Source organism: Tepidiphilus thermophilus, assembly GCF_001418245.1.
GTDB classification, from domain to species: Bacteria; Pseudomonadota; Gammaproteobacteria; order Burkholderiales; family Rhodocyclaceae; genus Tepidiphilus; species Tepidiphilus succinatimandens.
Genome location: NZ_LIPU01000001.1, coordinates 110,378 through 136,533, shown reverse-complemented (window position 1 = coordinate 136,533; position 26,156 = coordinate 110,378). Strand labels below are relative to the sequence as shown.

23 protein-coding genes are annotated in these 26,156 nt (G+C 67.8%); 10 read left to right on the top strand and 13 right to left on the bottom strand.

The window, feature by feature from the left end:
• Positions 1-46: 46 nt before the first annotated feature.
• Entirely contained in the window at positions 47-604 is a 558-nt protein-coding gene (locus ASC37_RS00600) for a DsbC family protein (protein WP_198288948.1), read from the bottom strand.
• Between the two features lie 107 nt (positions 605-711).
• Here ASC37_RS00600 and mltA point away from each other — a divergent pair, with 107 nt between their 5' ends.
• Entirely contained in the window at positions 712-1,914 is a 1,203-nt protein-coding gene (gene mltA / locus ASC37_RS00595) for a murein transglycosylase A (RefSeq protein WP_082438318.1), read from the top strand.
• Between the two features lie 47 nt (positions 1,915-1,961).
• Here the strand turns inward: mltA and ASC37_RS00590 are convergent, their stop codons facing one another.
• The 12 genes from ASC37_RS00590 to ASC37_RS00535 all read right to left on the bottom strand — a co-directional run bounded on the left by ASC37_RS00590 (position 1,962) and on the right by ASC37_RS00535 (position 16,353).
• Entirely contained in the window at positions 1,962-3,068 is a 1,107-nt protein-coding gene (locus ASC37_RS00590; protein WP_055422511.1) for an aromatic ring-hydroxylating oxygenase subunit alpha, read from the bottom strand.
• Positions 3,069-3,198: 130 nt separating this feature from the next.
• On the bottom strand, positions 3,199-4,389 hold the full coding sequence (locus ASC37_RS00585; RefSeq protein WP_055422510.1) for a class I SAM-dependent rRNA methyltransferase: 1,191 nt from the start codon (positions 4,387-4,389) through the stop codon (positions 3,199-3,201).
• Between the two features lie 16 nt (positions 4,390-4,405).
• A complete protein-coding gene (locus ASC37_RS00580) occupies positions 4,406-5,302 on the bottom strand; it encodes a tyrosine recombinase XerC (RefSeq protein WP_055422509.1) in 897 nt (298 codons plus the stop codon).
• Between the two features lie 5 nt (positions 5,303-5,307).
• Positions 5,308-5,940, bottom strand: a complete 633-nt coding sequence (locus tag ASC37_RS00575) for a DUF484 family protein (RefSeq protein WP_055422508.1) — start codon at positions 5,938-5,940, stop codon at positions 5,308-5,310.
• On the bottom strand, positions 5,937-6,797 hold the full coding sequence (gene dapF / locus ASC37_RS00570) for a diaminopimelate epimerase (protein ID WP_055422507.1): 861 nt from the start codon (positions 6,795-6,797) through the stop codon (positions 5,937-5,939). The genes ASC37_RS00575 and dapF overlap by 4 nt, the downstream gene beginning before the upstream one ends.
• The gene (gene glcF / locus ASC37_RS00565; RefSeq protein WP_055422506.1) at positions 6,794-8,029 is read right to left on the bottom strand and encodes a glycolate oxidase subunit GlcF; all 1,236 of its coding nucleotides are present in this window, start codon (positions 8,027-8,029) and stop codon (positions 6,794-6,796) included. The genes dapF and glcF overlap by 4 nt, the downstream gene beginning before the upstream one ends.
• A gap of 3 nt (positions 8,030-8,032) precedes the next feature.
• On the bottom strand, positions 8,033-9,097 hold the full coding sequence (gene glcE / locus ASC37_RS00560) for a glycolate oxidase subunit GlcE (protein WP_055422505.1): 1,065 nt from the start codon (positions 9,095-9,097) through the stop codon (positions 8,033-8,035).
• A 136-nt stretch (positions 9,098-9,233) separates the two neighbouring features.
• On the bottom strand, positions 9,234-10,724 hold the full coding sequence (locus ASC37_RS00555; RefSeq protein WP_055422504.1) for an FAD-linked oxidase C-terminal domain-containing protein: 1,491 nt from the start codon (positions 10,722-10,724) through the stop codon (positions 9,234-9,236).
• Positions 10,717-11,496, bottom strand: a complete 780-nt coding sequence (locus tag ASC37_RS00550; RefSeq protein WP_082438317.1) for a FadR/GntR family transcriptional regulator — start codon at positions 11,494-11,496, stop codon at positions 10,717-10,719. Before ASC37_RS00550 ends, ASC37_RS00555 begins: the two co-directional genes overlap by 8 nt.
• Positions 11,497-11,551: 55 nt before the next feature.
• Positions 11,552-13,498 carry a dynamin family protein gene (locus ASC37_RS00545; protein ID WP_055422502.1) on the bottom strand — a complete coding sequence of 649 codons (1,947 nt, stop codon included), beginning with the start codon at positions 13,496-13,498 and terminating at the stop codon, positions 11,552-11,554.
• A 34-nt stretch (positions 13,499-13,532) separates the two neighbouring features.
• Positions 13,533-14,354: a bifunctional DNA-formamidopyrimidine glycosylase/DNA-(apurinic or apyrimidinic site) lyase gene (mutM, locus tag ASC37_RS00540; protein ID WP_055422501.1), complete on the bottom strand. Its 822-nt coding sequence runs from the start codon at positions 14,352-14,354 to the stop codon at positions 13,533-13,535.
• Positions 14,347-16,353 carry a YgiQ family radical SAM protein gene (locus ASC37_RS00535; protein ID WP_055422724.1) on the bottom strand — a complete coding sequence of 669 codons (2,007 nt, stop codon included), beginning with the start codon at positions 16,351-16,353 and terminating at the stop codon, positions 14,347-14,349. Before ASC37_RS00535 ends, mutM begins: the two co-directional genes overlap by 8 nt.
• Positions 16,354-16,511: 158 nt before the next feature.
• Here ASC37_RS00535 and ASC37_RS00530 point away from each other — a divergent pair, with 158 nt between their 5' ends.
• The 9 genes from ASC37_RS00530 (at position 16,512) to ASC37_RS00490 (ending at position 26,141) form a co-directional block, all read left to right on the top strand.
• On the top strand, positions 16,512-17,276 hold the full coding sequence (locus tag ASC37_RS00530; RefSeq protein WP_055422500.1) for a (Fe-S)-binding protein: 765 nt from the start codon (positions 16,512-16,514) through the stop codon (positions 17,274-17,276).
• A gap of 13 nt (positions 17,277-17,289) precedes the next feature.
• Complete coding sequence (locus ASC37_RS00525; RefSeq protein WP_055422499.1) at positions 17,290-18,696, top strand: LutB/LldF family L-lactate oxidation iron-sulfur protein; 1,407 nt, start codon at positions 17,290-17,292, stop codon at positions 18,694-18,696.
• Positions 18,693-19,388, top strand: a complete 696-nt coding sequence (locus ASC37_RS00520) for a LutC/YkgG family protein (protein WP_055422498.1) — start codon at positions 18,693-18,695, stop codon at positions 19,386-19,388. The genes ASC37_RS00525 and ASC37_RS00520 overlap by 4 nt, the downstream gene beginning before the upstream one ends.
• A gap of 26 nt (positions 19,389-19,414) precedes the next feature.
• Positions 19,415-20,260, top strand: coding sequence for a glutathione-dependent disulfide-bond oxidoreductase (yghU, locus tag ASC37_RS00515; protein WP_055422497.1), 846 nt, complete (start codon positions 19,415-19,417; stop codon positions 20,258-20,260).
• 150 nt (positions 20,261-20,410) lie between these two features.
• Positions 20,411-20,680, top strand: a complete 270-nt coding sequence (locus ASC37_RS00510) for a type II toxin-antitoxin system ParD family antitoxin (protein WP_055422496.1) — start codon at positions 20,411-20,413, stop codon at positions 20,678-20,680.
• Between the two features lie 399 nt (positions 20,681-21,079).
• Positions 21,080-22,681, top strand: coding sequence for a site-specific DNA-methyltransferase (locus ASC37_RS00505; protein ID WP_055422495.1), 1,602 nt, complete (start codon positions 21,080-21,082; stop codon positions 22,679-22,681).
• Between the two features lie 3 nt (positions 22,682-22,684).
• Positions 22,685-23,206: a zeta toxin family protein gene (locus tag ASC37_RS00500; RefSeq protein ID WP_055422494.1), complete on the top strand. Its 522-nt coding sequence runs from the start codon at positions 22,685-22,687 to the stop codon at positions 23,204-23,206.
• On the top strand, positions 23,203-23,421 hold the full coding sequence (locus ASC37_RS00495) for a hypothetical protein (protein WP_055422493.1): 219 nt from the start codon (positions 23,203-23,205) through the stop codon (positions 23,419-23,421). Before ASC37_RS00500 ends, ASC37_RS00495 begins: the two co-directional genes overlap by 4 nt.
• Positions 23,418-26,141, top strand: a complete 2,724-nt coding sequence (locus tag ASC37_RS00490; RefSeq protein WP_055422492.1) for a DEAD/DEAH box helicase — start codon at positions 23,418-23,420, stop codon at positions 26,139-26,141. The genes ASC37_RS00495 and ASC37_RS00490 overlap by 4 nt, the downstream gene beginning before the upstream one ends.
• Positions 26,142-26,156: the final 15 nt, after the last annotated feature.

Here is a 26,156-nt window from a genome sequence, read left to right as displayed (position 1 = left end):
GGGCGAGGCCGCCATCCGGCCGTGCAGCCGTCTGCTCGCGGTACCCTCACCGTTCCCGGGACAAGAAATCCATGAGGTCGGGCGCGCGGATCAGCCCAGGAATGCGCCTTCCCGACGGCAGAACGATCGTCGGCACCACCGAGATTCCCAACCGCCGGCCCAGCGCAAGGTTGTGTTCGAGCGCGCTCGCGTCACAGCCCGGCGACGCCGATGCCGGCTCTTTCCCTTCGAGCATCCACGCCCGCCATGCCCGCGCCCGATCCGGAGCGCACCAGATCTGCCGAGATTTTTCCCACGAATCCCCCTCCAGAATGGGATAGAGGAAGACATAGACGGTCACGTCGTCGACTGCCTCGAGTTCGCGCATCAGTTTCTTGCAGTATGCGCAATTCGGATCTTCGAACGAAACGATCTTCCGCGCCCCTGCGCCATGGACCATGGCGATCGCCCGTTCGAGGGGTAAACGAGAAAAATCGACGCGCTCGGCCCCGGCGCTTCGCTCCTGCCCAAACTCCGGCCAAGCCGCCTCGCCGCCGCTCACCACCGACGTCTCCCCTGCCGCTGTCAGCGTCCACACCAGACCCAGACCCGCCCACCATGCCATTCGCTTCCGCCCCTGCCGCATCGCCCCCTCCCTGCGCGATCGCCCCCCGTGCCATTATGCTCTTGGCGGATATACTTGGGGCAGGATTCCATCCCCCTCGACCGCTCATGAGACGTTTCATTGCGCCGCGCCGCACGCTGCTTGCCGTATTCCTCCTCGCCCTCGCTGCCTGCCGCGGCGAGGTGCCGCAAACGCCGCTCTGCGTCTGCCCGCCCACCGAACCTCCGCGCACGCCGCAAGCCACGCCTGCTTTGCGCGCCGAACCCGCCTCATGGGAAGCGCTTCCCGGCTGGCGCGCCGATCGCCCTTCGCAGGCGTGGGATGCTTTCTTGGCGGGCTGCCCGCGGCTCGAAACGCTCGATCCCGCATGGCAAACGCTGTGCCGCGAGGCGCGCGAGCAGCCGCGCGAAGACGCGGTACTGCGCCGTTTTCTGGAGCAACGCCTGCGGCCCTGGCGGCTCGTCGCGGTGCAGCCCGACGGCAGCGCCCGCGACACGGGGCTCGCCACCGGTTATTACGAACCGCTGATCGCCGCGAGCCGCACGCCGGATGCCCGCCACCGCACCCCCATCCTCGGACCGCCCGCCGACCTCGTCACCGTGGATCTGGGCGAGGTCGCGCCGGTGACGAAGAATCTGCGCCTCAAGGGCCGGCTGGAGGGCCATCGGCTCGTGCCCTATCACAGCCGCGCCGAGATCCGCGCCCTGGGCGAGCGGCTCCCTGCGCCGGTGCTCTTCTGGGCGGCCGACGAGCTCGATTTCTTCTTCCTGCAGATCCAGGGCTCCGGCCTGCTGCGTCTGCCCGATGGCGCCACCTTGCGCATCGGCTACGCCGATCACAACGGCCACCCGTACCGCTCCATCGGGCGCCTGCTCATCGACTCCGGCGAGCTCACCTTGCAGGAAGCCTCGGCACAGGGAATCCGGCGCTGGCTCGAACGCCACCCCGAACGGCGTCAGGAAGTGCTCGACGCCAACCCGGCCTATGTCTTCTTCCGTGAATTGCCCGCCGACGGCCCCGGTCCCCTCGGCACCCTGGGCGTGCCGCTCACGCCGCAGCGCAGCCTCGCGGTCGATCCGGCCCATCTACCGCTGGGCGCGCCGCTCTACGCCGCCGTTTCGGGCACGCAGCCGTTCGCCCGGCTGATGCTGGCGCAGGATACGGGTGGGGCCATCCAGGGGCCGCTGCGCGTCGACGTCTATGAAGGCAGCGGCAAGGAAGCGGGCGAGCGCGCCGGGCGCAGGCGCGACGAAGTCGCCCTGTGGCTGCTGTGGCCGGCCGATGCCGATCCGCCTGCGGCGAGCCGATGAAAAAGGCGCCCGCAGGCGCCTCGAGGAACACGGGACAAGCGGCTACTTCAGCAGCCGCCTTCCAGCCCCATCATCCGGCGGTAGAACGCGTGGAAATGCGGCATTCCCACTTCGAACGGCTCCTGATAGGGCCCGACCTCGTCCCTGCCCTCGGCCAGGAGCGCCTTGCGGCCGCGGTCCATGCGCTCGGCGATTTCATCGTCCTCGACCGCCGTTTCCATATAAGCCGCCTGCTGCGCTTCGACGTACTCGCGCTCGAACTCGACGATCTCTTCGGGATAATAGAATTCCACCACGTTGATCGTCTCGCTCACCGAAACCGGCCACAGCGTGCTCACCACCAGGGTATTGGGATACCACTCCACCATCACGTTGGGGTAGTACAGCATCCAGATCGCGCCGTGCTCGGGGAGCCCCCCTTGATGATAATCGAGTACCGCCTTGTGCCAGCGCGCATAGACCGGCGTGCCCGGCTTGTCGAGCGCCGTAATGCCCACGCGCTGCACGGAGTACCATTCGCCGAACTGCCACTCGAGCGCGCTGCAATCGACGAAATTGCCCAGCCCCGGATGGAAGGGCACGACGTGGTAATCCTCGAGATACACCTCGACGAAAGTCTTCCAGTTGTAGTGGCAGTCGTGGCGCACGACCCGGTCGAGCTTGTAGCCGGAGAAGTCGAACCAGCGGGCAAGCTCCATGCCAGCGAGATCGGCCGCCGCCGAGCGCGGCCCGCGGAAGAGGAGCCCGTTCCACGATTCCAGCGCCTCGCGCTGCAGGTTCAGGCAAGGCGTCTCGGAGAAATGCGGCGCACCCACCAGCCGCCCCGTGAGATCGTAGGTCCAGCGGTGCAGAGGGCAGACGACGTGCTCGGTCTTCCCTTCCCCCTGCAGCATGATGGCCTGCCGATGGCGGCAGACGTTGGACAGCAGCGCCGGCCCCTGGGCATCGCGCACCAGCGCCTTGGCGTGGTCGAGCCACTCGAGCGAGCGGTAGGAACCCGGCTCGGGCACCATGGCCTCGTGCCCGACATAACCCGGCCCTTGGCGGAAGAAGACCTCCAGCTCGCGGCGAAACAGCGCCTCGTCGAAATACCACGACACCGGAAATTGCAACGCCGCCGGCTGCAGACGGACCCCAGAACCCATCTCCGACATGATCGAACCCTCCATGGACGAAAGGACCCGACCTCGACGCCGAGGTCGCCGAAAGAGCGCGGGATGGTACCACGAAACGAATGCAAGGGGTTGATCGAGCGAAAAATCTTCCGCCTCGCCCTGATCGGATTCATTCCAGCCGCACGAGCAGCCCTTTGAGATATTCGCTCTCGGGCACCGCCAGACCCACCGGATGATCCGGTCCGGCCTGCAGGCGGGCGAGCACCTGCGCGTCGCGCCCGTTCTTGGCGGCGCACTCGGCCACGATCTCGCGGAATTCCTCCGTGCCGATGCCGCCGGAGCAGGAAAACGTCATCATAAGCCCGCCGGGGGCGACCAGGCGCATGCCGTGCAGGTTGACGTCGCGATACGCCCGCCGCGCCTGGGGCACGTGAGCCGCCGAGGGAGCGAACTTGGGCGGATCGAGGATGACGAGGTCGAAGCGCTCGCCGTCGCGCTCCCACTCGCGCAGCAGAGTGAAGACGTCGGCCTCGAACCAGCGCGCCCGATCCGCCGGCAATTCGGCATCGAGGGCGAGGTTGCGCCGCGCGAGTTCCAGCGCCGGACCGCTCGAATCGATCGAGCAGACCTCGCGCGCGCCGCCCGCGAGCGCGTGCAGCGAAAACCCGCCGCTGTAGCAAAACGCATTGAGCACCCGCGCCCCCTCGGCGAGCTGCCCGGCGAGCCGCCGGTTCTCGCGCTGATCGAGATAAAAACCGGTCTTGTGTCCTTGCACCACGTCGACGAGCAGACGCACGCCGTACTCCTCGATCACCACCGTCTCGGGCAAGGTTCCGAAAAGAAGCCCGCTGCGCGGTTCCAGCCCTTCGAGCCGGCGCGCGCCGGAATCCGACCGCTCGTAGAGCGCCTCCAGCTCCGGCAAGGCGCGCCGGATGGCATCGACGATGGCCTCGCGCCAGCGCTCGGCCCCGGCAAAGGTCATCTGCAACACCGCCACCGCGCCGAAGCGATCGAGGATCACGCCGGGCAGGCCGTCGGCCTCGCCGTGCACCAGCCTCAGACCCTGCTGCCCGCGCAAGAGGGGATGCGCCAGACGCCGGGCGATCGCCTGGGCGATGCGCCGCCGGAAGAAGGCGTGATCGACGGGCGAATCCGGCGTGAAGTGCCACACCCGCGCGCGGATGCGCGAAGCGAGCGACACCCCGGCGCGCGCGAGCGGCGTGCCGTCGTGGCGCGCCACGAGCACGGTGTCGCCGTTTCTCACCGGCCCGTCGATGCGCTCGACGCTGGTGTCGAAAATCCAGGGGTGACGCCGCATGAGCGAGCGCTCCCGCCCCGGTTTGAGGATCAAGGTCGCCATGGAAAGATTCCGGTCCTTATTTGCGTTTGGCCCGCGGATGGGCCGCGTCGTAGATGCGCGCCAGATGCTGGAAATCGAGCCGGGTATAGACTTGGGTGCTGGCGATCGAGGCGTGTCCCAGGAGTTCCTGTACCGCCCGCAGGTCGCCCGAGGATTGCAGTAGGTGACTGGCGAAGCTGTGGCGCAGCCGGTGCGGATGGAGGCTCCCTTCCACGCCATGCTTGCGTCCCCAGCGCACCAGGCGGCTTCCCACCCCCTGAGGGGAGAGGCGCGTGCCCTCGCGGCTCACGAAGAGCGCCTTCTCGCCCGGCGCCACGAGCTCGGCGCGCAGCGCGAGCCACTGGTGCAGCGCCGCGATGGCCGTGCGCCCCAGCGGCACGGTGCGGCGTTTGCCGCGTTTGCCGGTCACGCTCACCCAACCCTGGTCGAGATCGAGGCAGGCGGGATCGAGGTCGAGCGAGACGAGCTCGGCCACCCGCAGCCCCGTGGCGTAGAGGAGTTCGGCCATGGCGCGGTCGCGCACCTCCAGCCCCGCCTCGGGCGCGGCGTCGAGCACGCGCTGCGTCTCGTCCACCCCCAGCGCCTTGGGCAAAAGGCGCGGCGCACGCGGCGCGCGCAGCCCGTCGGCGGGGTTGGCCGCCACCCAACCCTGGCGCAGCGCCCAGCGGTAGAACCCGCGCCAGCACGACAGGCGGCGCGCGAGCGAACGCGGCGCCAGACCCTGCCCGTGCGCCCGGGCGAGCGCCGCGCGTAAGGCAGCCGCATCGGCGCGCAGCGGCTCGCCGCCCGTGGCCTCGGCCAGGGCCGCGAGTTCCAGCCGGTAGGCACGCACGGTCGCCGTGGCGCTGCGGCGCTCGGCCTCGAGCGCGACGAGGTAGCGCTCGATCGCGTCGGGCAGCTTGGCTTCGTCCATGAGGCTCACGCCGCCTCGCGGCAGCGGGCGAGCGCCGCTGCCGCGAGCTCGCCGATACGCCGCAGAAAGACGGTTCCCATCGCCGGGTAGAAGCGCTGCGGCTCGGGACTGCCGAGCGCCAGCAACCCCACGCCCTCCTCGGGCACCGGCAGCGGCAACACGGCGCAGGAGGCGACGTCGGCACCGAGCCAGGCGGCCAGCGCCGGATGCGGCGGCGAGCCCACGTGCACCTCGGCGAGCGTGCGGGCGAATTCGGCCAGCGCCTCGGGCAATTCCGCCGCGAGCCAACCGGGCAGCCCCAGGCGCACCGTCGGCACGGCGAATTCTTCGCTGAGCGCGCGCGTGAGGATGTGGCGCACCTGCGGCCGCGTCTCCGCCCCGATGAGCGCGAGCGCGAGGCGATGCAGTTTCTCGGCGAGCTGGTCGTTCTGCCGCCCGATCTGCAGGAGCTGGGCGAATTTCTCTTCCAGCGCCTGGAGCTGACCGCGCAGCAGGCTCGCCTGATGCTGCGCGAGCGACACCGTCCCCCCCGGCCCCTCGGAGGGCAGGGCCAGTGAGATCGCCAGCGACGGCTCGCGCAGGAAGAAATCCGGATGCTCCTGCAGATAACGGCGAACGTCGTCGTGCGAGCAGCTCATCGCGGCAGCTCCCGGGGCTGGTCGAGATCGATCACGCCTTCGAACACCGTGCGCGCCGGCCCGATCATGATCACGGGCTGGCCGGGACCGGCCCACTCGATGCGCAGCCGCCCGCCGCGCGTGTGCACCGTCACCGGCGGGCGCAGCAGCCCGCGCAGGGTGCCGGCCACCACCGCGGCGCAGGCGCCCGTGCCGCAGGCAAGCGTCTCGCCCGCCCCGCGCTCGAACACCCGCAGCCGGATCGCATCGGGCGCGAGCACCTGCATGAAGCCGACGTTGACGCGCTCGGGAAAACGGGGATGGCGCTCGATCTGCGCGCCGAGCTCGGCCACCGGCGCCCGATCGACGTCCTCCACCACCACCAGCACCGCGTGGGGATTGCCCATGGAGACCGCCGTGAGTTCCACCCGCGCGCCATCGACTTCGAGCGTCTGCACCACCGCGTCCGTGTCGCTCACGAAGGGGATGCGTGCGGGCTCGAGTACCGGCACCCCCATGTCGACGGCCACCTCATCTGCTTCGCGCAGCTCGGGTTCGATCACGCCGCTCGCCGTCTCCACGCGCAGGCGCCGCTTGCTGGTGAGCCCTTTCTCCACCACGAAACGGGCAAAGCAGCGCGCGCCGTTGCCGCACTGCGCCACCTCGCCGCCGTCGGCGTTGAAGATGCGGTAGCGGAAATCGGCGTCGGGACGGGTAGGCGGCTCCACCAGCAGGAGCTGGTCGCAGCCGATGCCGAAATGCCGGTCGGCGAGCCAGCGCACTAGTTCAGGCGAAGGGGTGAAGCGCTGGCGGATCGCGTCGATGACGACGAAATCGTTGCCCAGACCGTGCATCTTGGTGAAATGGAGGAGGTTCATGTCCTCAGCGCCTCGTCGAGGAGTTCGATCCAGTGCTGCACCGGCACGTTCGCGCCCTGTTCCAGGTGGGTGATGCAGCCGATGTTGGCCGAGGCGATCCGGGCCGGGGCGTGCTCGGTGAGCGCGGCGAGCTTGTTGCGCTTGAGCGCCTCGGCCAATTCCGCCTGCAGCAGGGAGTAGGTTCCGGCCGAGCCGCAGCACAGGTGCGCATCGCGCACCGGAACGAGCGTGTAGCCCGCGCGCGCGAGCAGCCGTTCCACCACCCCGCGCACTTTCAGGCCGTGCTGCAGCGAACAGGGGGCGTGAAAGGCCACGGCTCCGCGCGGAATCGGCTGCGCCGGCAGCTGCGCTTCGAGCGAAGCGGATTCGGCGGCGAGCACTTCGCTCACGTCGCGCGCCCGCTGCGCCACCTGCGCCGCCCTGTCGGCATAGAGCGGATCCTCGGCGAGCCAGAAGCCGTAGTCGCGCACCTGCGCCGCACAGCCGGAAGCGGTGATGAGGATGCCCTCGATGTCGCCCGACTCGATCGCCGGCCACCAGGCGTCGATGTTGCGCCGCGCCCGCGCGCGCGCCCGCTCCTGCTCGTCGAGGTGCCATTCGATCGCCCCGCAGCAGCCCGCCCCCGGCGCCGCCTCGAGCGAGATGCCCAGGCGGTCGAACACGCGCTCGGCCGCCGCGTCGATCGCCGGCTTGAGCTCGGGCTGAACGCAGCCTTCCAGCCGCCACCAGCGGCGCGCGTGCTGTGCCGCCGGCCGGGGCCCGGCTTCCTGAGGGGCCGGAATCTTCCCGGCCAGGGAATCTGGCAGCACCCCCTTGCCCAGACGGGCGAGCCGCAGCGCCGCGGCGAAGCGTTTTCGCTCGGGCAGCACGCGCGCGAGCGCCCAGCGCTTGGCCCGCTCGGCAAGCGGCCGTGGCACGCGCGCATCGACTTCGTGCCGGCCGATGTCGAGCAGATGGGCGTACTCCACGCCCGAGGGACAGGTCGTCTCGCAGGCGCGGCAGGTGAGGCAGCGGTCGAGGTGCTGCTGGATGGCGCGCGTAGGCGGCACCCCTTCGAGCACCTCCTTGATCTGGTAGATGCGCCCGCGCGGCCCGTCGAGTTCGTCGCCGAGCAACTGGTAGGTAGGGCAGGTGGCGGTGCAGAAGCCGCAGTGCACGCACTTGCGCAGGATGGCGTCGGCCACCCGACCGGCGGGGGTGTCACGGATGAAATCGGCCAGATTCGTCTGCATCGCTCACTCCAAGGGCAAGCGGCGCGCGAACACGCCGTCGGGGTCGAATGCAGCCTTGAGCCGCGCTTCGATGGCGCGCTCGGCGGCGCCACGCGGCGCGAACACGCGCTCACCGGTCCGGGCACCGCGCCAGCGCATGGCATGTCCGCCCACGGCGCGGGCGCGCTCGAACCAGGAATCGTCGGCCGCCGGCCGGCGTAGCCAGCGCAACCCGCCTCCCCATTCGACGAGCGCATCCTCCGCATCCGCCCAGGCGGGCGTGGTCGGCGGCAGCGCCAGGCGCCACAGCACCTCGCCCTCCTGCAGCTTCCAGGCGGGCAGCCGCTGCTCGCGCACGTCCTCCCAGAAAACGCGAGCCGCCTCCTCGGGCAGCACCTCGCCGCCCAGGCGCGTCGCGGCCGCTTCCACCGCCGCCCGGGCGCCGGCAAGGCGCAGGGTCGATTCCCCCTGCCACCACACGCCCGCCGACAGCGGCAGCGGCTGCCCCGCCAAACGGTTGAAGCGCTCGATCGCCTCGTCCTGGCTGCAGGCAAAGCGCAGGGTACGGGTAGCCGGAGGCAGCGGCAGCACTTTCAGCGACACCTCCAGAATCACCCCTAGCGTGCCGAGCGAGCCGGCAAAGAGCCGCGCGACGTCGTAGCCGGCCACGTTCTTCATCACTTCGCCGCCGAAGCGCAGCACCCGCCCCTGGCCGTCGAGCACCCGAACCCCCAGCACGTAGTCGCGCAGCGCCCCGTGCCCCCAGCGGGTCGGGCCGGAGAGGCCGGAGGCCACCGCCCCGCCGATCGTGGCCGAGTCGGCGAAGTGCGGCGGCGAGAAGGGCAACCATTGCCGGTGCCGCACGAGCAGCGCCTCCACTTCCGCGAGCGGCGTGCCGCCATAGGCGGTGAGCACCAATTCCGAGGGCTCGTAGCGGATGATGCCGGAGAGCATACCCACTTCCAGCGGCTCGGCTTCTGGGTCCGACGCGCCGTACCAGGATTTGCTGCCCCCGCCGCGGATCTCCAGCCGCCTGCGCCCGCGCGCCTCCAACACCTGATCGCGCAGGCGATCGACGATCGCGTTCATTGCCCCTCCTGTCGTTTTTTTCGGTGTCGCTCGGCAAGCCGCGCCTCGTCGCGCAGCCACAGCAAGGAACCGATCAGCCCCAGCACGGGAATGCCGACCAATAACAGCTGCACCCAGGCCCGCTCGCTCACGCCGTTCAAAAGCGCGGCAACTCGGCAAAAGGCAGCTTGCCGCGCGACACGCGCATGCGGCCGTATTCGGCGCAGCGGTGCAGCGTGGGAATCGCCTTGCCGGGGTTCAGAATCCCCGCCGGGTCGAAAGCCGCCTTCACCTGGAAGAAGGCTTCGAGCTCCACGGGCGAGAACTGCACGCACATCTGGTTGATCTTCTCCATCCCCACGCCGTGCTCGCCGGTGACCGTGCCGCCGAGCCGCACCGAGAGCTCGAGGATGTCGGCGCCGAACGCCTCGGCCCGCTCCCATTCTCCAGGCTGGTTCGCGTCGAACAGGATCAGGGGGTGCAGGTTGCCGTCACCGGCGTGAAAGACGTTGAGACAGCGCAGGCCGTATTCGCGCTCCATCTCGGCGATCGCCTCCAGCATCTCGCCCAGGGCCTTGCGCGGAATCGTTCCGTCCATGCAGTAGTAGTCGGGCGAGACGCGCCCGGCGGCCGGAAACGCCGCCTTGCGTCCAGCCCAGAAGCGCAGCCGCTCCTCCTCGTCGCGCGAGACGCGCCACTCGGTGGCGCCGCAGCGCTCGAGCACCGCTCCCATGCGCGCGATCTCTTCTTCCACCTCCTCGGGCGTGCCGTCGGACTCGCACAGCAGCACCGCCGCGGCCTGAAGCGGATAGCCGGCGTGGACGAAATCCTCCGCGGCGATCGTCGCCCCCTGGTCCATCATCTCCAGCCCCGCGGGGATGATGCCTTCGGCGATGATCGCGGCCACCGCCTCGCCGGCGGCGCGCACCGAGTCGAAGGCAGCGAGGATGCAACGCGCCGTCTGCGGCCGGGGCAGCAGTTTCACCGTGATCTCGGTGACCACCGCCAGCATTCCCTCCGAGCCGATCGCCAGCGCGAGCAGGTCGTAGCCCGGCGCATCGGGGGCGAGGCTGCCAAAAACGACGGGCTCCCCCGCGGCGGTGTAGCCGCGCACGCGCAGCACGTTGTGCACCGTGAGGCCGTACTTCAGGCAATGCACGCCCCCGGAATTCTCGGCCACGTTGCCCCCCAGGGTACAGGCGATCTGCGAGGACGGATCGGGCGCGTAATAGAGCCCGTACGGCGCGGCTGCTTCCGAAATGGCGAGGTTACGCACTCCCGGCTGCACCGTGGCGGTACGTGCGAAGGGGTCGAGGGCGAGGATGCGGTTCAAGCGCGCGAGCGACAGCACCAGCCCCTGCGGGTGCGGCAGCGCCCCGCCAGAGAGCCCCGTGCCGGCTCCGCGCGGCACGACCGGCACCCGCAGACGGTGACAGGTCTGGAGCAGTGCCACCACCTCTTCCTCGCTGCGCGGCAGCGCCACGGCCCAGGGCAGCTCGCGAAAGGCCGAAAGGCCGTCGCACTCGTAGGCGCGAAGTTCGGCCTCGTCGTGGATCAGGGCGTCTTCGGGCAGCAGCCGGCGCAGCTCGGCGACGAACGCCTCGCGAGAAACGGTCGGGGAGAGGGAATCGGACGGGGTTTCAGCCATCGACGCGCTCCAGCGGGGCAGAGGGTTCTTCGACGGGATTCTCCGCCGGGCACAGCACTTCGGCCACACGATCGGCCGTTCCTTCCAAATGACGTTCGGCCGCGCGCCATGCCGCCGCCGGATCGCCCGCACGCACCGCTTCGAGGATCTCGCGGTGCTCGGCGTTGGCTACGAGCGGCCAACCCCGCACCTGCCCCTCCTCGCCCCAGAGGACGCGGTGCACGGCGGCATTCTTCGCGCCCAGGTATTCCTGGAAACGCTCGATCTCGGGGTTGTGCGTGGCGCGGGCGAGCGCCAGGTGGAATTCGTCGTCCCACTGCGCCCCGGTCGTCCCCTTGGCAGGCGAGTGCGCCGCCTGACGGGCCCAGCGGTCCATGGCAGCCACCACCGCTTCGAGATGGTGCAGATCGGCCTCGCTGCGCCGCAGCGCCGCCAGTTCGGCCACGCCGGTCTCGAACACCTTGCGCAATTCGAGAATATGGCGCAGCTCTTCGAGCACGTCGACTTCCTCGACGTTCTTGAGATGGAACCCCTTGCGGCCTGGACGATCGATGACGTACGTGCCCGAGCCCTGACGCGCCGCCACCACCCCCTCGGCCTTCAGATCGGCAATGGCCTCGCGCACTACCGTCCGGCTCACCCCTAACTTCGCACACAAAGCATGCTCCGAGGGCAAGCGGGCGCCCCGGGGATGATGGCCGGCAAGGATGGATTCGACCAGCGATTGGACCACCCGCTCACATTCCCGCGTCGTTTTTTTTCGTGTGTCCATGGCCTTGGCTGCGTGAATGAGCTCACGAGGAATTTACACGCAAGCCGGGCTAGGATCAAGCGGCGCGTTCGAGCAAGGGGCGGGCGATGGTCTCCAGGCCCTGCTGCAGCGCGGTTTCGAGCCGCTGCAGCTGCTGCTCGAGCCGCTCGCGCTCGGCGCGCAGTTCGGCCAGCTGGGATTCCAGCGACTCGGCCGCCTGATGCACCCGCACGATGCCGTTCATGCGCAGCTCGAGTTCGGTCTTCTTCTCTTTCAGGGCCGCCTCGAGCGGCAGCAGCGCCTGCCGCACCCAGGTGGCCGCCTCGCGGTGCATCGCCTCCCAGCGATGCTGGACTTCGCTCGCGACCAGGGAAAGGAATCGCTCGATGACACCCGACTTGGTATGCACGAGCATGGTACCCCAGCTGGCGAGCTGGCGCAGGGCCAGGGTTCGCGCCGTCTCGAGCGAAGCGCGCGCGGCGGCGAAATCGAGCGGAGCCGGCGGTCGGCAGTCGATGCCATGCTCCACCTCGAGCTGGCGCATCATGGCCGTGAGCATTTCGTGGATTTCCTTTGCCTTGGCCTGCGCCCGGTCGACGAGCGCAAACACCCGCTCGAAGAACTGCTCGATGCGTTCCTTGAGATCCAAGGAAAAGGCCGCCATTTCCATCTGATGGCGCACGTCGGTGAGCTCGAAGCGGAACCGCGACACCGCCACCGCGTCGAGCAGCTCCCGGCACTGTTTGGCGTAGACGGCCCGGGTAGCCTGATAGCGGCGCAGGGCTGCGTCGAACTCTTCCTTCTCCGCCTGGGCCTTGCGCAGCAGATAGGCCACGCGGCTGCGGTTCTGGCCCCGCAGGGCGGCCAGCTCGGATTCTTGCGCCGCTACCGCCGACAGACGCTCACGCACCATCCCCGCCGCCAGCGCGCCGATCTCGCGAAAGGCGGCCGCCACCGCCTCGCGCGTGAGCGCCTGTCGCTTGCCGAGCAGATCCTGCGACAAGGCCTGTTCGAAAGGCTCGATGCGGCTGCGGCGCAAGAGCGCCTCGTCCCCATGGATGCGCGCAGCCAGCGCCTTCTGCGCCGACAGCGGGAAGACGTGCTCCGGGCGCACCTCCAGCATGCGGGCCACGGATTGGACCTGGGCGGCGATCTCGCGCTCGATCTCGGCTTCGGTGCGGATACCGTCCCACAGCGAGTCGATCTTGTTGAGCGCGACGAGGCAACCCTCGTCGGGATCGACGCGCGACTCGAGCACGTAATGGCGCCAGATCTTCATGTCGCTCTGGGTGACGCCCGTGTCGGCAGCCAGCACGAAGACCACGGCGTGGGCCTGCGGCAGCAGCGAGAGGGTGAGCTCCGTCTCGGCGCCGATGGCGTTGAGCCCCGGCGTGTCGAGGATCACCAGCCCGCGGGCGAGCAGCGGGTGCGGATAGCGCACGATGGCATGGCGCCAGGCGGGCACTTCCACGAGGCCGCCTTCACCGGGCACCAGCCCCTCTTCCCCGCTCGGGTCGATGTGAAAGCCCAGGGACTCGGCCTCGTCGACGGGAATACGCCGGGTTTCGCCCACGCGCTCAAGCGCCTGCTGCACCGAGGCCAGATTCTCCGGGTTGTAGGACTGCACGCTCCAGCACTCGCGCCGACGCCGCGCCTCGTGCAACGAGACGATCTCGCGGCGCGTGTCGATCGGCAGCAACAGCACCTCCGGGCGCGCCCCCTCGAACCATTCGATCTCGGTAGGGCACATGGTGGTGCGTCCGCTGCGCGAAGGCAGCGCCCGCGCACCGAGCGAAGAGAAGACGAGCGCGTTGATGAGCTCCGACTTGCCGCGCGAAAACTCCGCCACGAAGGCCAGACGCAGGCACTCCTCGCGCAGCCGCTCGCGGGCGGCATCGAGCCGGCTCCTGAACACCTCGTTCGCCACGCCCAGGGATTCCAGCGTGCGGGCGAGCGACTCCAGCGCATCGAGCGCCCCGTGGCGCCATTCGTCATAAGCCGTGAAATACCGTTCGAGACTCACCGCCAATCCCCGCGCATGGGAACATCGCATAAGCTTACCATGCCGCTCGCCCCGGAGATTGGCAAACCGGGCAAAAGAACGTGCTTCGCCCCCCTTGGAGCACCCGCCGCACCGGCGCAGCGCAACGCGGACAGGGTTCGCCTTCGCGTCCATACACCGCGAGCCGGTCGCGGTATTCACCCCCCTTTCCTTCCACCGTGCGGTGATCGCGCAGGGTCGTGCCGCCGGCGGCGATCGCCGCCTCGAACACCGCCCGCAGCGCTGCGAGCAGCCGCGCCCAATCCTCTTCGCCGAGCGTACCCGCTGGCCGGTCCGGATGGATACCGGCATGAAAGAGCGCCTCGCAGGCATAGATGTTGCCGGCGCCCACCACCACGTCGCCCGCGAGCAGCACCTCCTTGATCGCCCGCCGCCGCTCCTGCACCCGTTCGCGCGCCAAGGCCGGCGTGAGCCGCGCATCCCACGGCTCCAGCCCCAGACGCGCCTCCAGCGCCCGCTCGGCGGCCGCATCCAGCGGCAGGATGAGGCCGAAACGCCGCGGGTCGGTATAACGCAGCAGATTCTCTTCGAAGAGGAAATCCACGTGATCGTGCCGCCCCGGCGGCACCTCCGGCGCTGCGAACGCGAAATGGCCGCTCATGCCCAGATGCACGAGCAGGGTCCCCTCGTCGAAGCGCCACAGCAGATACTTCCCCCGCCGCTCCACCCGCAGCAACCGCCGCCCCACCCAAGGCGAAAGGGGCGGCACCGGCCGGCGCAGGCGCGGCTCGCGCACCCGCACTTCCGTCAGACTTTTCCCGACGAGGCGATCCTCCAAGCCGCGGCGCACCGCCTCCACTTCGGGCAGTTCAGGCATCCTTTCCTCCGCGAAACCGACGCCGCGGCCTCTCCTCCTTCACCTTCCCAACGGGCGCATCCTGCCACGGCACCAGCTGATCCGGCCGGTTGCCGATGAGATCGCGCCGCCCCATCTTCAGCAGCGCCTCTCGGATGAGCGGCCAGTTGGCCGGATCGTGCCAGCGCAGCAGCGCTTTGTGCAGCCGCCGGCGCCGCCCCTCGCGCACCACCTCGACCGCCTCGCCGCGCGCGAGCGGTCGCAGCGGATTGCGCCTGCTGTGATACATCGCCGTGGCGAGCGCCATCGGCGTGGGCAGAAAGGTCTGCACCTGGTCGGGGCGAAAGCCGTTCTTCTTCAGCCACAGCGCCAGCGCCACCATGTCTTCGTCGGAGGTGCCCGGATGCGCGGCGATGAAGTACGGGATCAGCTGCTGGTTCTTGCCCGCCTCGCGCGAGAAGCGTTCGAAGAGGGCGCGGAACTGCTCGAAGGTCTCCACCCCCGGTTTCATCATCTTGGAGAGCGGCCCCGGCTCGGTGTGCTCCGGCGCGATCTTCAGCCGCCCGCTCACGTGATGGGTGACGAGCTCGCGCACATACTCGGGCGAGCGCACCGCCAGATCGTAGCGCACGCCCGAACCGATGGTGATGCGCTTCACCCCCGGCACCTGCCGCGCACGGCGATAGAGCCGGATGAGCGGCGCATGGTCGGTATCCAGGTTCGGGCAAATGCCGGGATAGACGCAGGACAGGCGCCGGCAATGGCGCTCGATCGCCGGATCCTTGCAGCGCATCCGGTACATGTTCGCCGTCGGTCCGCCCAGGTCGGTCACGTGCCCGGCAAAGCCCGGCGTGCGGTCGCGGATCGCCTCGATCTCGCGCAGGATGGAGTCTTCCGAACGGCTCTGGATGATGCGCCCCTCGTGCTCGGTGATGGAGCAGAACGTGCAGCCGCCGAAACAGCCGCGCATGATGCTCACCGAGAACTTGATCATCTCCCAGGCCGGAATGTGCGCCTGCCCATAGCTCGGATGGGGACGACGCGCGTAAGGCAAGCCGTAGATGAAATCCATCTCGGCGGTAGACAGCGGCAGCGGCGGCGGATTGACCCACACCTCGCGCGCCCCCGGCCCTTCGCCGTGGCGCTGCACCAGGGCGCGGGCGTTGCCCGGGTTCGATTCCAGATGCATCACGCGCGAGGCATGCGCATAGTGCAGGGGATCGTCGCGCACCGCCTCGAACGAAGGCAGGCGCACCACCTCGCGGCTGCGGTCGCGCTTGGCGCCCACGGGCTCTCGACCCTCGGCGGGCTGCGGCGCGGAGGGCATGGGACGCACGGCGTAGGGATCGGGCGGAGGCATGGAACGTCCGGGCGCCTCGACCTCGCTCGCGTCGATCTCGCGCCAGTCCGCCTGCGGTTTCCAGCCCGGCGGTACCGCGAACACCGTGCCGCGCAGATCGCGGATCGAACCGATGGGCTCGCCCTCATCCAGCCGGCGCGTGAGCGCGAGCAGAGCCCGCTCCGCGTTGCCGTAGAGCAAAATATCGGCCTTCGCGTCGAGCAGCACCGAGCGGCGCACTTTCTCCGACCAGTAATCGTAGTGCGCCAGCCGCCGCAGGCTCGCCTCGATTCCCCCCAGCACCACCGGCACGCCAGGAAAGGCCTCGCGCACCCGCTGCGCATAGACGATCACCGCCCGGTCCGGGCGCTTGCCCGCCACTCCGCCCGGCGTATAAGCGTCGTCCGAACGGATGCGCCGCTCGGAGGTATAGCGGTTGACCATGGAATCCATGTTGCCGGCGGTGATGCCGAAATACAGCCGCGGGCGCCCCAAGGCCTTGAACGGCTCGGCGCTGTGCCAATCCGGCTGGCTGAGGATGCCCACGCGATAGCCGTGCGCTTCCAGGAAACGCGCGAGCAGCGCCATGCCGAAACTCGGATGGTCGATGTACGCGTCCCCCGTCACCAGGATCACGTCGCACGCCTCCCACCCCAGCCGTGCCATTTCCGCGCGCGTCATCGGGAAGAACGGCACCGGCGCCCGGCCGCTCGCCGGCGCGATGATCGTATCCTCCCCCCTGTCTTCCGTCTGCTGCATCGTCTCTCGCCCTTCGCCCGCCTTGCCGGGCTCATCGATTCTCATTATCCTACGCAAAGAACGCTTCTGGAGCGAATCCCATGCCCCCCGATCGCACCGGCACCGTCGGCCTCTTCGCCACCTGCCTCATGAACGCGATGCGGCCCAACATCGGCTTTGCCGCGGCGCGGCTCCTCGAAGACGCCGGCTGGCGCGTCGAAGTTCCGCGCGAGCAGACCTGCTGCGGCCAGCCCGCCTACAACGGCGGCGACGAAGACGCCGCCCGCGCGCTCGCCCGCCGCACCATCGCCCAGTTCGAAGCCTTCGACGCCCTCGTGGCCCCCTCCGGCTCATGTCTGGCCACCCTCAAGCACGACTACCCCCGCCTGCTGCGCGACGACCCCCTCTGGGCTGGCCGTGCCCAGGCGCTCGCCGACAAATCCTGGGAGCTCCTTACGTTTCTCCACGAACGGGTCGGCCCCGAGCACATCCGCAGCCGCTTCCCCCATCGCGTCACCTACCACGACAGCTGCTCGGGGCTGCGCCAGCTCGGCATCCGCGAGGCGCCCCGGGCGTTGCTTGCCCGTGTCGAAGGGCTAAGACTCGTGGAAGCCGAAGAACGCGAAGTCTGCTGCGGCTTTGGCGGCACTTTCAGCGTCAAGTATCCCACCCTCTCCGAGCGCCTCGCCGAAAACAAGGTGCAGCGGCTGCTCGCCACCCGCGCCGAGGTCGTGCTCGGGGGCGACCTCGGCTGTCTGCTGCACCTCGCCGGGCGGCTTTCCCGCATCTGCGCCCCGGTGCGCGTCTATCACACGGTCGAAGTGCTCGCCGGCCTGGCCGACGGCCCCGGCATCGGCCAGGCCTGAACGGAGCGACCCCATGCAGATCCGCACCCGCGAGTTCGTCCCCCGCGCCACCTTCGCCCTGCACGACCCACTGCTGCAGCGCGCCCTCGCCAACGCCGCCGGCGGATTCATCGGCAAACGCGCCAAGGCCGTCGCCGAAGTGCCCGAGTTCGAGGCCCTGCGCGAAGCCGCCCGACAGCGCAAGGACGAGATCCTCGCCGAGCTCGACCTCTGGCTCGAACGCTACGAAGCGCAGGTACGCGCCGTGGGCGGCCAGGTCCACTGGGCACGCGACGCCGAAGACGCCCGCGCCATCATCCGCGCCCTGTGCGCCCGCGCCGGCGCCAAGACCGTGGCCAAGGGCAAATCCATGGTCTCGGAAGAAATCGGGCTCAACGAGGCGCTCGCCGCCGACGGGCTCGAAGTGATCGAAACCGATCTGGGCGAATACATCGTGCAGCTGGCCAAGGAACCGCCCTCGCACATCATCGCCCCGGCCGTACACAAGACCAAGGAGCAAGTCGCCGAACTCTTCGCCGAGCACCACGGCACCACCCCCGAGCCCACGGTCTCGGGCCTCGTCACCGAAGCGCGCCAGCAGCTGCGGCGCGCCTTCTTCCGTGCCGACGTGGGCATCACCGGCGCGAATTTCCTCATCGCCGAAACCGGCGCCTCGGTCATCGTCACCAACGAAGGCAATGGCGACCTCACCCAGACGCTCGCCCGCGTGCACATCGTCACCGCCGGCATCGAGAAAGTCGTCCCCGCGCTCGAAGACGCCACCCTCTTCCTGCGGCTGCTCGCGCGCAGCGCCACCGGCCAGGACAGCGAAACCTACACCACCTATTCCATGGGCCCGCGCCGCGCCGGCGATCCCGACGGTCCGCAGGAATACCACGTCGTGCTCGTCGACAACGGCCGCAGCCGCATGCTTGGCGGCCCTTGGCGCGAGATGCTTCGCTGCATCCGCTGCGGCGCCTGCATGAACCACTGCCCCGTGTACGGCGCCATCGGCGGGCATGCCTACGGCTGGGTCTACCCCGGCCCCATGGGCTCGGTCCTCACCCCCCTCTTCGTGGGACTCGACACCGCCTACGACCTTCCCAACGCCTGCACCCTCAACGGCCGCTGCGGCGAAGTCTGCCCGGTCAAGATCCCCCTGCCCGATCTCATCCGCGAAGTGCGCCACGCCCAGCAGCGCGACGGCCTGCACCCCCCGGCCGAGCAGCGCGTCAAGGCCCTGTGGCGGCGCGTCGCCGAACGCCCCGCCCTCTACCACGGGCTCGAGCGCCTCGCCGTGCGGCTCCTCGCCACCCTAGGCCACAAAGGACGCATCCGCCGCCTGCCGGGGCTCTCCGGCTGGACGGACGCGCGCGACCTCCCCGCCCCCGCCGGGCGCACCTTCCTCGAACTCTGGCACGCCAAAGGCCACGACGAATGAGCGAATCCGCCCCCCTCGACCCCGCCCTCGCCGCCCGACGCCGCGACACCGTGCTCGGCGCCATTCGCCGCAACCTCGGCCGCGACGCCGCCCCGCCCGCCCCCGAATTCCCCATGCCGCCGGCGCACCCGCGCCTTGCCGTGCCCGAAGAAGACCTGGTCGAACGCTGGCGCAAGCGCTGGGAAGCCCGCGGCGGCACCAGCGCCCTCGTGCCCACGAAAGCCGCCGCGGTCGAGCACCTCGTCGCATGGTGCCGCGAACATGGCCTTCCCGCCCCCACCCACGCCGCCCGGCCCCTGCTCGAACTCCCCTGGCCCGCCGACTGGCACCTCGACCCTGGCCCCGCCGGCATCGACACCCAGAGCGCCGTGAGCCTCGCCTTCGCCGGCATCGCCGAAGTCGGAACCCTCGCCTTCCTCTCCGGCCCCGAGAGCCCTGTCACCCACCTCTTCGTGCCCGACAACCACTTCATCCTGCTCGACGCTGCCACCATCGTGCGCCACTTCGAAGACCTCTGGCAGCGCCTGCGCCACCACCTCGCTCCCGCTGGCGGCGACTGGCGCGAACGGCTGCCGCGCACCATCAACTTCGTCGCCGGTCCCTCCCGCACGGGCGACGTCGAACAGACGATCCAGCTCGGCGCGCATGGACCAAGGCGGGTGCATGTGGTGATTTTCCAAGAAAATCGTTGAAACACCCTTTGACGAGGAGCCCCCCCATGACCGACCAACCCTACACCCCGCCGCGCGTCTGGCAATGGGAACAACCCAGCGGCGGGCGATTCGCCAGCATCAACCGCCCCGTGGCCGGGCCCACGCACGAAGCCGAGCTGCCCGTGGGCAAGCACCCCCACCAGCTCTACTCGCTCGGCACGCCCAACGGCCAAAAAGTCACCATCCTCTTCGAAGAGCTGCTCGAAGCCGGCCATGCCGACGCCGAATACGACGCCTGGCCCATCGACATCATGAAAGGCGAGCAATTCTCGACCGGGTTCGTCGCCATCAACCCCAACTCCAAGATTCCGGCCCTGCTCGACCGCAGCACCAATCCCCCGACGCGGGTGTTCGAATCCGGCGCCATCCTGGTCTATCTGGCGGAAAAATTCGGCCAATTCCTCCCCGCCTCGGGTGCTCCGCGGGCCGAGTGCCTCTCCTGGCTCTTCTGGCAAGTGGGTTCCGCCCCCTACCTGGGCGGAGGCTTCGGGCACTTCTACGCCTACGCGCCCATCAAGCTGCAATACCCCATCGACCGCTTCGCCATGGAAGTCAAGCGCCAGCTCGACGTGCTCGACCGCAACCTCGCCCAACGCCGATTCATGATCGGCGACGAATACACCATCGCCGACATGGCCATCTGGCCCTGGTACGGCGGCCTCATCCTGGAAAACCTCTACGACGCCGCCGAGTTTCTGCAAGTCCACGACTACAAGAACGTGGTGCGCTGGGCGAACGAACTCGCCGAGCGCCCCGCCGTCCAGCGCGGCCGCCGCGTCAACCGCATCCGCGGACCGGAATCGCTGCGCCTGCCCGAGCGGCACGGACCGGAAGATTTCCTTGCGTCCTAAGCTCTTGCGGCAAACGACGAGACAAAGGCGGCCCAACCATCAGAAGCCTGTCTGTTCAGAAGTGAGCGCTGTGCCAAGGCTGGGCCGGCCCTTGACAAGGGGCAGGAGCCCGACTTTAATAACTGTTGTTAGTCATCAAGAGACACCGCAATGCCGACCAGTGTGGCACTCAGCCCCCATTTCGAGGCCTTCATCCGCCAGCTGGTGGAGTCGGGCCGTTTCAACAACGCCAGCGAAGTGGTGCGCGCCGGACTGCGCCTGCTCGAAGAGCATGAAGCCGAACAGGCGGCCAAGCTGCAAGCCCTGCGCGAAGCCGTGGCGGTGGGTCTGGCCAGCGGACCGGATCTTTCGGAGGAAGAAGTGTTCGACCGGCTGGAGGCGAAGTATCTCGCCATGGCTGAAGCGGCCGAAAGAACCTGATTGGTACGGCTTATCTTTCTGCCGCAGGCCGAAGCGGATACGGCAACTACCTCGTGCTGTTTTTTGAAGAGCCTGGCCTGGTGCGGATCGTGCGGGTGCTGCACGGGGCCATGGACGTCGAAGCGCAGTTCGCCGAAAAAATCTCTCTCCCGACACCAAAACCGACACAAAAATCTAGTCGAATCTTTGCGCGGCCGCCGCGTCCACCGCATCCGCGGGCCGGAATCGCTGCGCCTGCCCGAGAGCGGCACAGGTCGAAATATTTCGGGCGCTGCAGCGACGCTGCACCGGATCATTCCATGCCGTTGCCGGAGCCGGCGCGAACCGCTACACTTCATTCCCACGCAATAACGGAAACGCGGCGCCTGCCGGGTTTCCCTTTCCAAGAAATGAGCGCCCATGCCAACACTGAACTGGATCGGCAAAGACGCCGTCGTCAAGCATCACAAGGACGTCCCGTTCCGACTGCTCGAGCCGGTCGCCGATCTCTCCTGCGGCCCGGCCGATTCGGGCAACCTGATCGTGCAGGGCGACAACCTGCACGCCTTGAAGGCGCTGCTGCCGCGCTACGCCGGCCAGGTGAAATGCATCTACATCGACCCGCCCTACAACACCGGCAACGAGGGCTGGGTGTACAACGACAACGTCAACAGCCCCGAGATTCGCAAGTGGCTGGGCGAGGTGGTCGGCAAGGAGGGCGAGACGCTCGACCGCCACGACCGCTGGCTGTGCATGATGTACCCGCGCCTCGTGCTCTTGAGGCAGTTCCTGCGTGAAGACGGGGCGATTTTCGTGTCGATCGACGACAACGAGGTGGCAAGTCTAAAATTTTTAATGGACGAAATATTCGGACGCTCCAACTACATCGCACAAATAGAGTGGCAAAAGCGATACACTCGTAGCAATAACACTTCTGGATTCACTACCGTTGTTGAGCACATCTTGGCATACGCGAAGTCGAGTTCCTTTTCGCCCAATCTCGTTGCAAAAGGGGAAGAAGCAAATGCTCGTTATTCGAACCCGGACAACGATCCTCGTGGGCCTTGGAAAGCAATACCATTCTTAAATCCTCTTTCACCGAAAGAACGACCAAATCTGGCTTATGACATTATCCAACCAAATACAGGTGAAATTCTCCGCGCAACCAGAAAAGCATGGCGAGCATCTCGAGATATATACGAACAGTACCTATCGGAAAATCGAATTTATTGGGGAAAAGATGGTAAAAGCAAGACGCCAACTGTAAAGCGTTTTTTGTCTGAAGTAAGGGATGGCATGCCTCCGGTAAATTTTTGGGATTATCGATTCGCAGCACATACAGACATTGCGAACCAAGAACTAAAAGCCATATTCGGAGATAAATCATTCCCCACCCCAAAACCAACCTTGCTCATCCAGCGCATCCTGCAAATCGCTACCGACAAGGATTCCCTTATCCTCGACAGTTTCGCCGGCTCCGGCACCACCGCCCACGCGGTCCTGAAACAAAACGCCGAGGACGGCGGCAAGCGCCGTTTCATCCTGGTCGAGATGGACCCGGGCATCGCGCAAAACGTCACCGCCGAGCGCGTGCGCCGGGTGGCGCAGGGCTACACCAATGCCAAGGGGCAGGCGGTGGCAGGGTTGGGCGGCGGATTCCAGTTCTGCCGCCTCTGCCCCGAGCCCTTGTTCGACGCCGACGGCCAAATCCGCGGCGACGTGACCTTTGCCCAGCTCGCCGAATTCGTCTGGTTCGTGGAAACCGGCACGGGCTTTAGCGGCACAGCCGACTCGCCGCTCCTGGGCATCTTTGAGGGCCGGGCCATTTATCTCCTCTACAACGGCATTCTCAAGGACAAATCGGCGGACGGCGGCAACGTGCTCACCAGCGCCGTGTTCGAGGCGCTGCCGCCCTTCGCCGGCCCAAAAGTGATCTACGCCGCCGCCTGCCGCCTGGGCAACGCACGGCTGGCGCGCGAGGGCATCATCTTCAAGCAAACGCCCTACGCGCTGGAGATGTGAGCCATGCAGGCGCGCAAGGTCATCATCATTGCCGGGCCAAACGGCGCGGGCAAAACCACGTTTGCGCGCGAATTTTTGCCCAACGAGGCCGGTTGCCCGGTGTTTGTGAACGCCGACCTGATCGCCGCGGGGCTAGCACCATTTGCGCCGGAGAAGGCGGCCGTACAGGCTGGTCGCCTGATGTTGCAAGAACTCTCGCGGCACTTCGCGGCCCGCGAGAATTTCGCGTTCGAGACCACGCTAGCCGGGCGTGGCTATGTACACCACATCCGTGCCTGGCAGGCAGCCGGCTACCGGGTCAAGCTGATTTTTCTGCAACTCGACAGCCCCGAGGAAGCCATTGCCCGTGTCGCGCAGCGCGTCCGTCAGGGCGGACACGCCATTCCTGAAGCGACGATCCGCCGCCGCTTTGCGGCCGGCCGGGAAAATTTCCAACGCCTGTATGCCCCGCTGGTGGACGCTTGGGCGCTGTATGACAACGCCGGCGCCACGCCGGTATTGCTGGACTGGAGCGAGAAGCCATGAATCCACGACCGATCGAAACCGCGCAGGATGAGGACTTGCGCCTATCACGTCAGGCCATGCAACGCGCCGCCCTACGTGCCTGGGAAATCGCAGCGCGGACCGGTACGGCCATCATCATCCGCCGTGCCGGCGCGATCGAGGCGGTACGGCCCCAAGAGCTCGAACCGCCGCAGCTGCAGCAGACACTGCACGCGCCAGACACGGGAAAGCCATGACCCCCTTCACCCCCAAAACCTACCAGCAGCAGGTGCTGGACAGCGTGGAGGCCTATTTCAAGGCTTGCCACGAACTCCCCTCGCCCGCGCTTGCCTTCACCGCCACGACCGAACGCCTGTGGGGCCGCGGCAATCCGTACCACCCGCTCACGGGCTTTCCGGCCGACATGCCGTACTTCTGCCTGCGCGTGCCGACCGGAGGCGGCAAAACCTGGCTCGCAGCGAAAAGCGTGGCGCTGGTGAACACGCACCTGCTGCGTTGCGAGTACAGCGTAATTTTGTGGCTGGTGCCCAGCAAGTCGATCCGCGAGCAGACGATCAAGGCGCTGAAGGATCGCAGCCACCCCTATCACGCCGCGCTGCGCGAGGCAGGGCCGGTGACGGTGCTCGATCTGGAAGAAGCCAAGAGCGTGACGCGCGCCACGCTGGACACGTCCACCACCGTGATCGTCGCCACGCGCCAGGCGTTTCAGGTGGAGGATGAGGAATGCCGCAAGGTGTATCAGTCGAGCGGCGCGCTGATGCACCACTTCGACAACCTCTCGCCCCACCAGCGCGATGCCTTGCTGGCCGAAGGCGAGGGCAGCGAGCGCACCGTGCCCTATTCGCTCGCCAACGTGTTGCGCCTGCGCCGGCCCTTCGTGATCGTGGACGAAGCGCACAACAGCCGCACGGAGCTCGCCTTCGACATGCTGGCGCGCTTTCGCCCGAGCGGCGTGCTGGAGCTCACCGCCACGCCCGATCTCACGCGCACGCCGAGCAACGTGTTGCACAGCGTCTCGGCGGCGGAATTGAAAGCGGAGGAAATGATCAAGTTGCCGGTGCTGCTCGAAACCGAGCCCAACTGGCAGCAGTGCCTGGCCGATGCGCTGGCCCGGCGCGAGGCGCTGCACAAGCTGGCCGATGAAGAACGCCGTGCCGGCGCACCCTACCTGCGGCCGGTGGTGTTGATCCAGTCCGAACCGCGCCGCGCGGGCGTGGAGACGCTGGATTTCGACCGCGTGAAGCACGAGCTGATCGCCAACCACGGCATCCCGCCCGAGGAGATCGTCGTGGCCACCGGCGAAGAAAAAGGGCTGGAGCAGATCGACGCCACCTACCCACGGGGCATTGCCGACCCGGCCTGCCCGGTGAAGTTCGTCATCACCCAGAAGGCACTCGCCGAAGGCTGGGATTGCCCGTTTGCCTACATTCTGGTGAGCATGGCCGAGCTGAAATCGGCCACGGCGGTGGAACAGCTGCTGGGGCGCATCCTGCGCCAGCCGAACGCGCGCCACTTTGCCGACCAGCGCCTCAATCAATCCTACGCATTCGTGGTGTCGCGCAACTTTGCCGAAACAGCGGCCGCGCTGCGCGACCGGCTGGTGGCCGGGGCCGGCTTCGAGCGGCGCGAGGTGGCCGAATTCGTGGCTGCGGCTTTGCCGGAGCAGGCGCGTCTCGACCTGGAAGCTCACGCCGGGCGTGTGGTGGTGCGGCCGGTGGCGGTGACGCTGCCGGAAAAGCCCGACCTCAAAAGCGTGCCGAAACCGGTGCGCGACAAACTGAGCTGGGACAGTGCGCTCAACACCCTGACCCTGCACGCGCCGCTCTCGGAAGATGAAACCGAAGCGCTCAAGGCATCGGTCACTTCCGCAACGGCAGCCGCGGCCATTGAGGAAGCTGCCGAAAAGAGCCGCACGACGGCGATCGAGTTTTTTCAGACACCGGCCGAACAGGGTGAGCGCTTTCGCGTGCCGCAGCTGGCCTTGCGCGTGCAGGGCAAGTTGCAGCTCTTCGACGATCCGGAAGTGCTCGAATATCCGTGGAACCTCTCGCTCTACGACGCCGAACCGACGGCCGGCGAACTCGCAGCCTTGGGTGCGGCGCTCAAGGTGGCCGAGGGCGGCGAAATCGACGTCGACGCGGGTGGTCACGTGGTGTCGCGTTTCCTGCCCGAATTGCAGCGCGACTTGGGTCTCGTGTATCCACCCGAACACTGGGACGAAGTACGCCTCGCCACCTGGTTGTGCCGCAACCTGCCCGAACCGTCGCTGACCCATGAGAACAAGCAGGCGTTCGTCGCCGCGTGGCTCACGGCCTTGCTGCGCCGGGACGGCTTCACGCTGGCGCGCGTCAACCTGCAGAAGTTCCTGATCCGCAATCTGATCGAAGCGCGTATTCGGGAACTGCGCAAACAGGCTGTCGGCAAGGCGTACCAGCAGACCTTATTCGGTGACGATGCGGCCTCGCGCGTGGCAGTGAGCGACCAATACGTCTTCGAGTTTCACGCCCTGGCTTATGCGCCCAGTCGCGACTACGACGGACGATTCGGGCATTTCGACTTCCGCAAGCACTTCTACGGCCGCATCGGCGACTTCGACAGCAAAGAGGAGTTCGAATGTGCCTGCCAATTGGACATATGGGCACAGCAGGGCCGCATCAAGTTCTGGGTGCGCAATCTCGTGCGCCGCGAAGGCTGCTCCTTCTTCCTGCAGAAAGCCGACGGCCGCTTCTACCCGGATTTCCTGTGCCAGTTACCAGATGTGGCAGGTCAGCCCGGGCCGATTCTCGCGGTTGAATACAAGGGTGCGGATCGTTGGAACGGGGCCGAGAATGACCGCCTGATCGGCGGCCTGTGGGCGAATCTTTCTGAAGGGCGCTGCCGATTCGTGATGGTCACGGATAGGCGATGGGATTGGATTGAGGCGCAGCTGAACCGTTTGCCGGTTCCGCAGCGCTGAGTCCGTGACGTCACC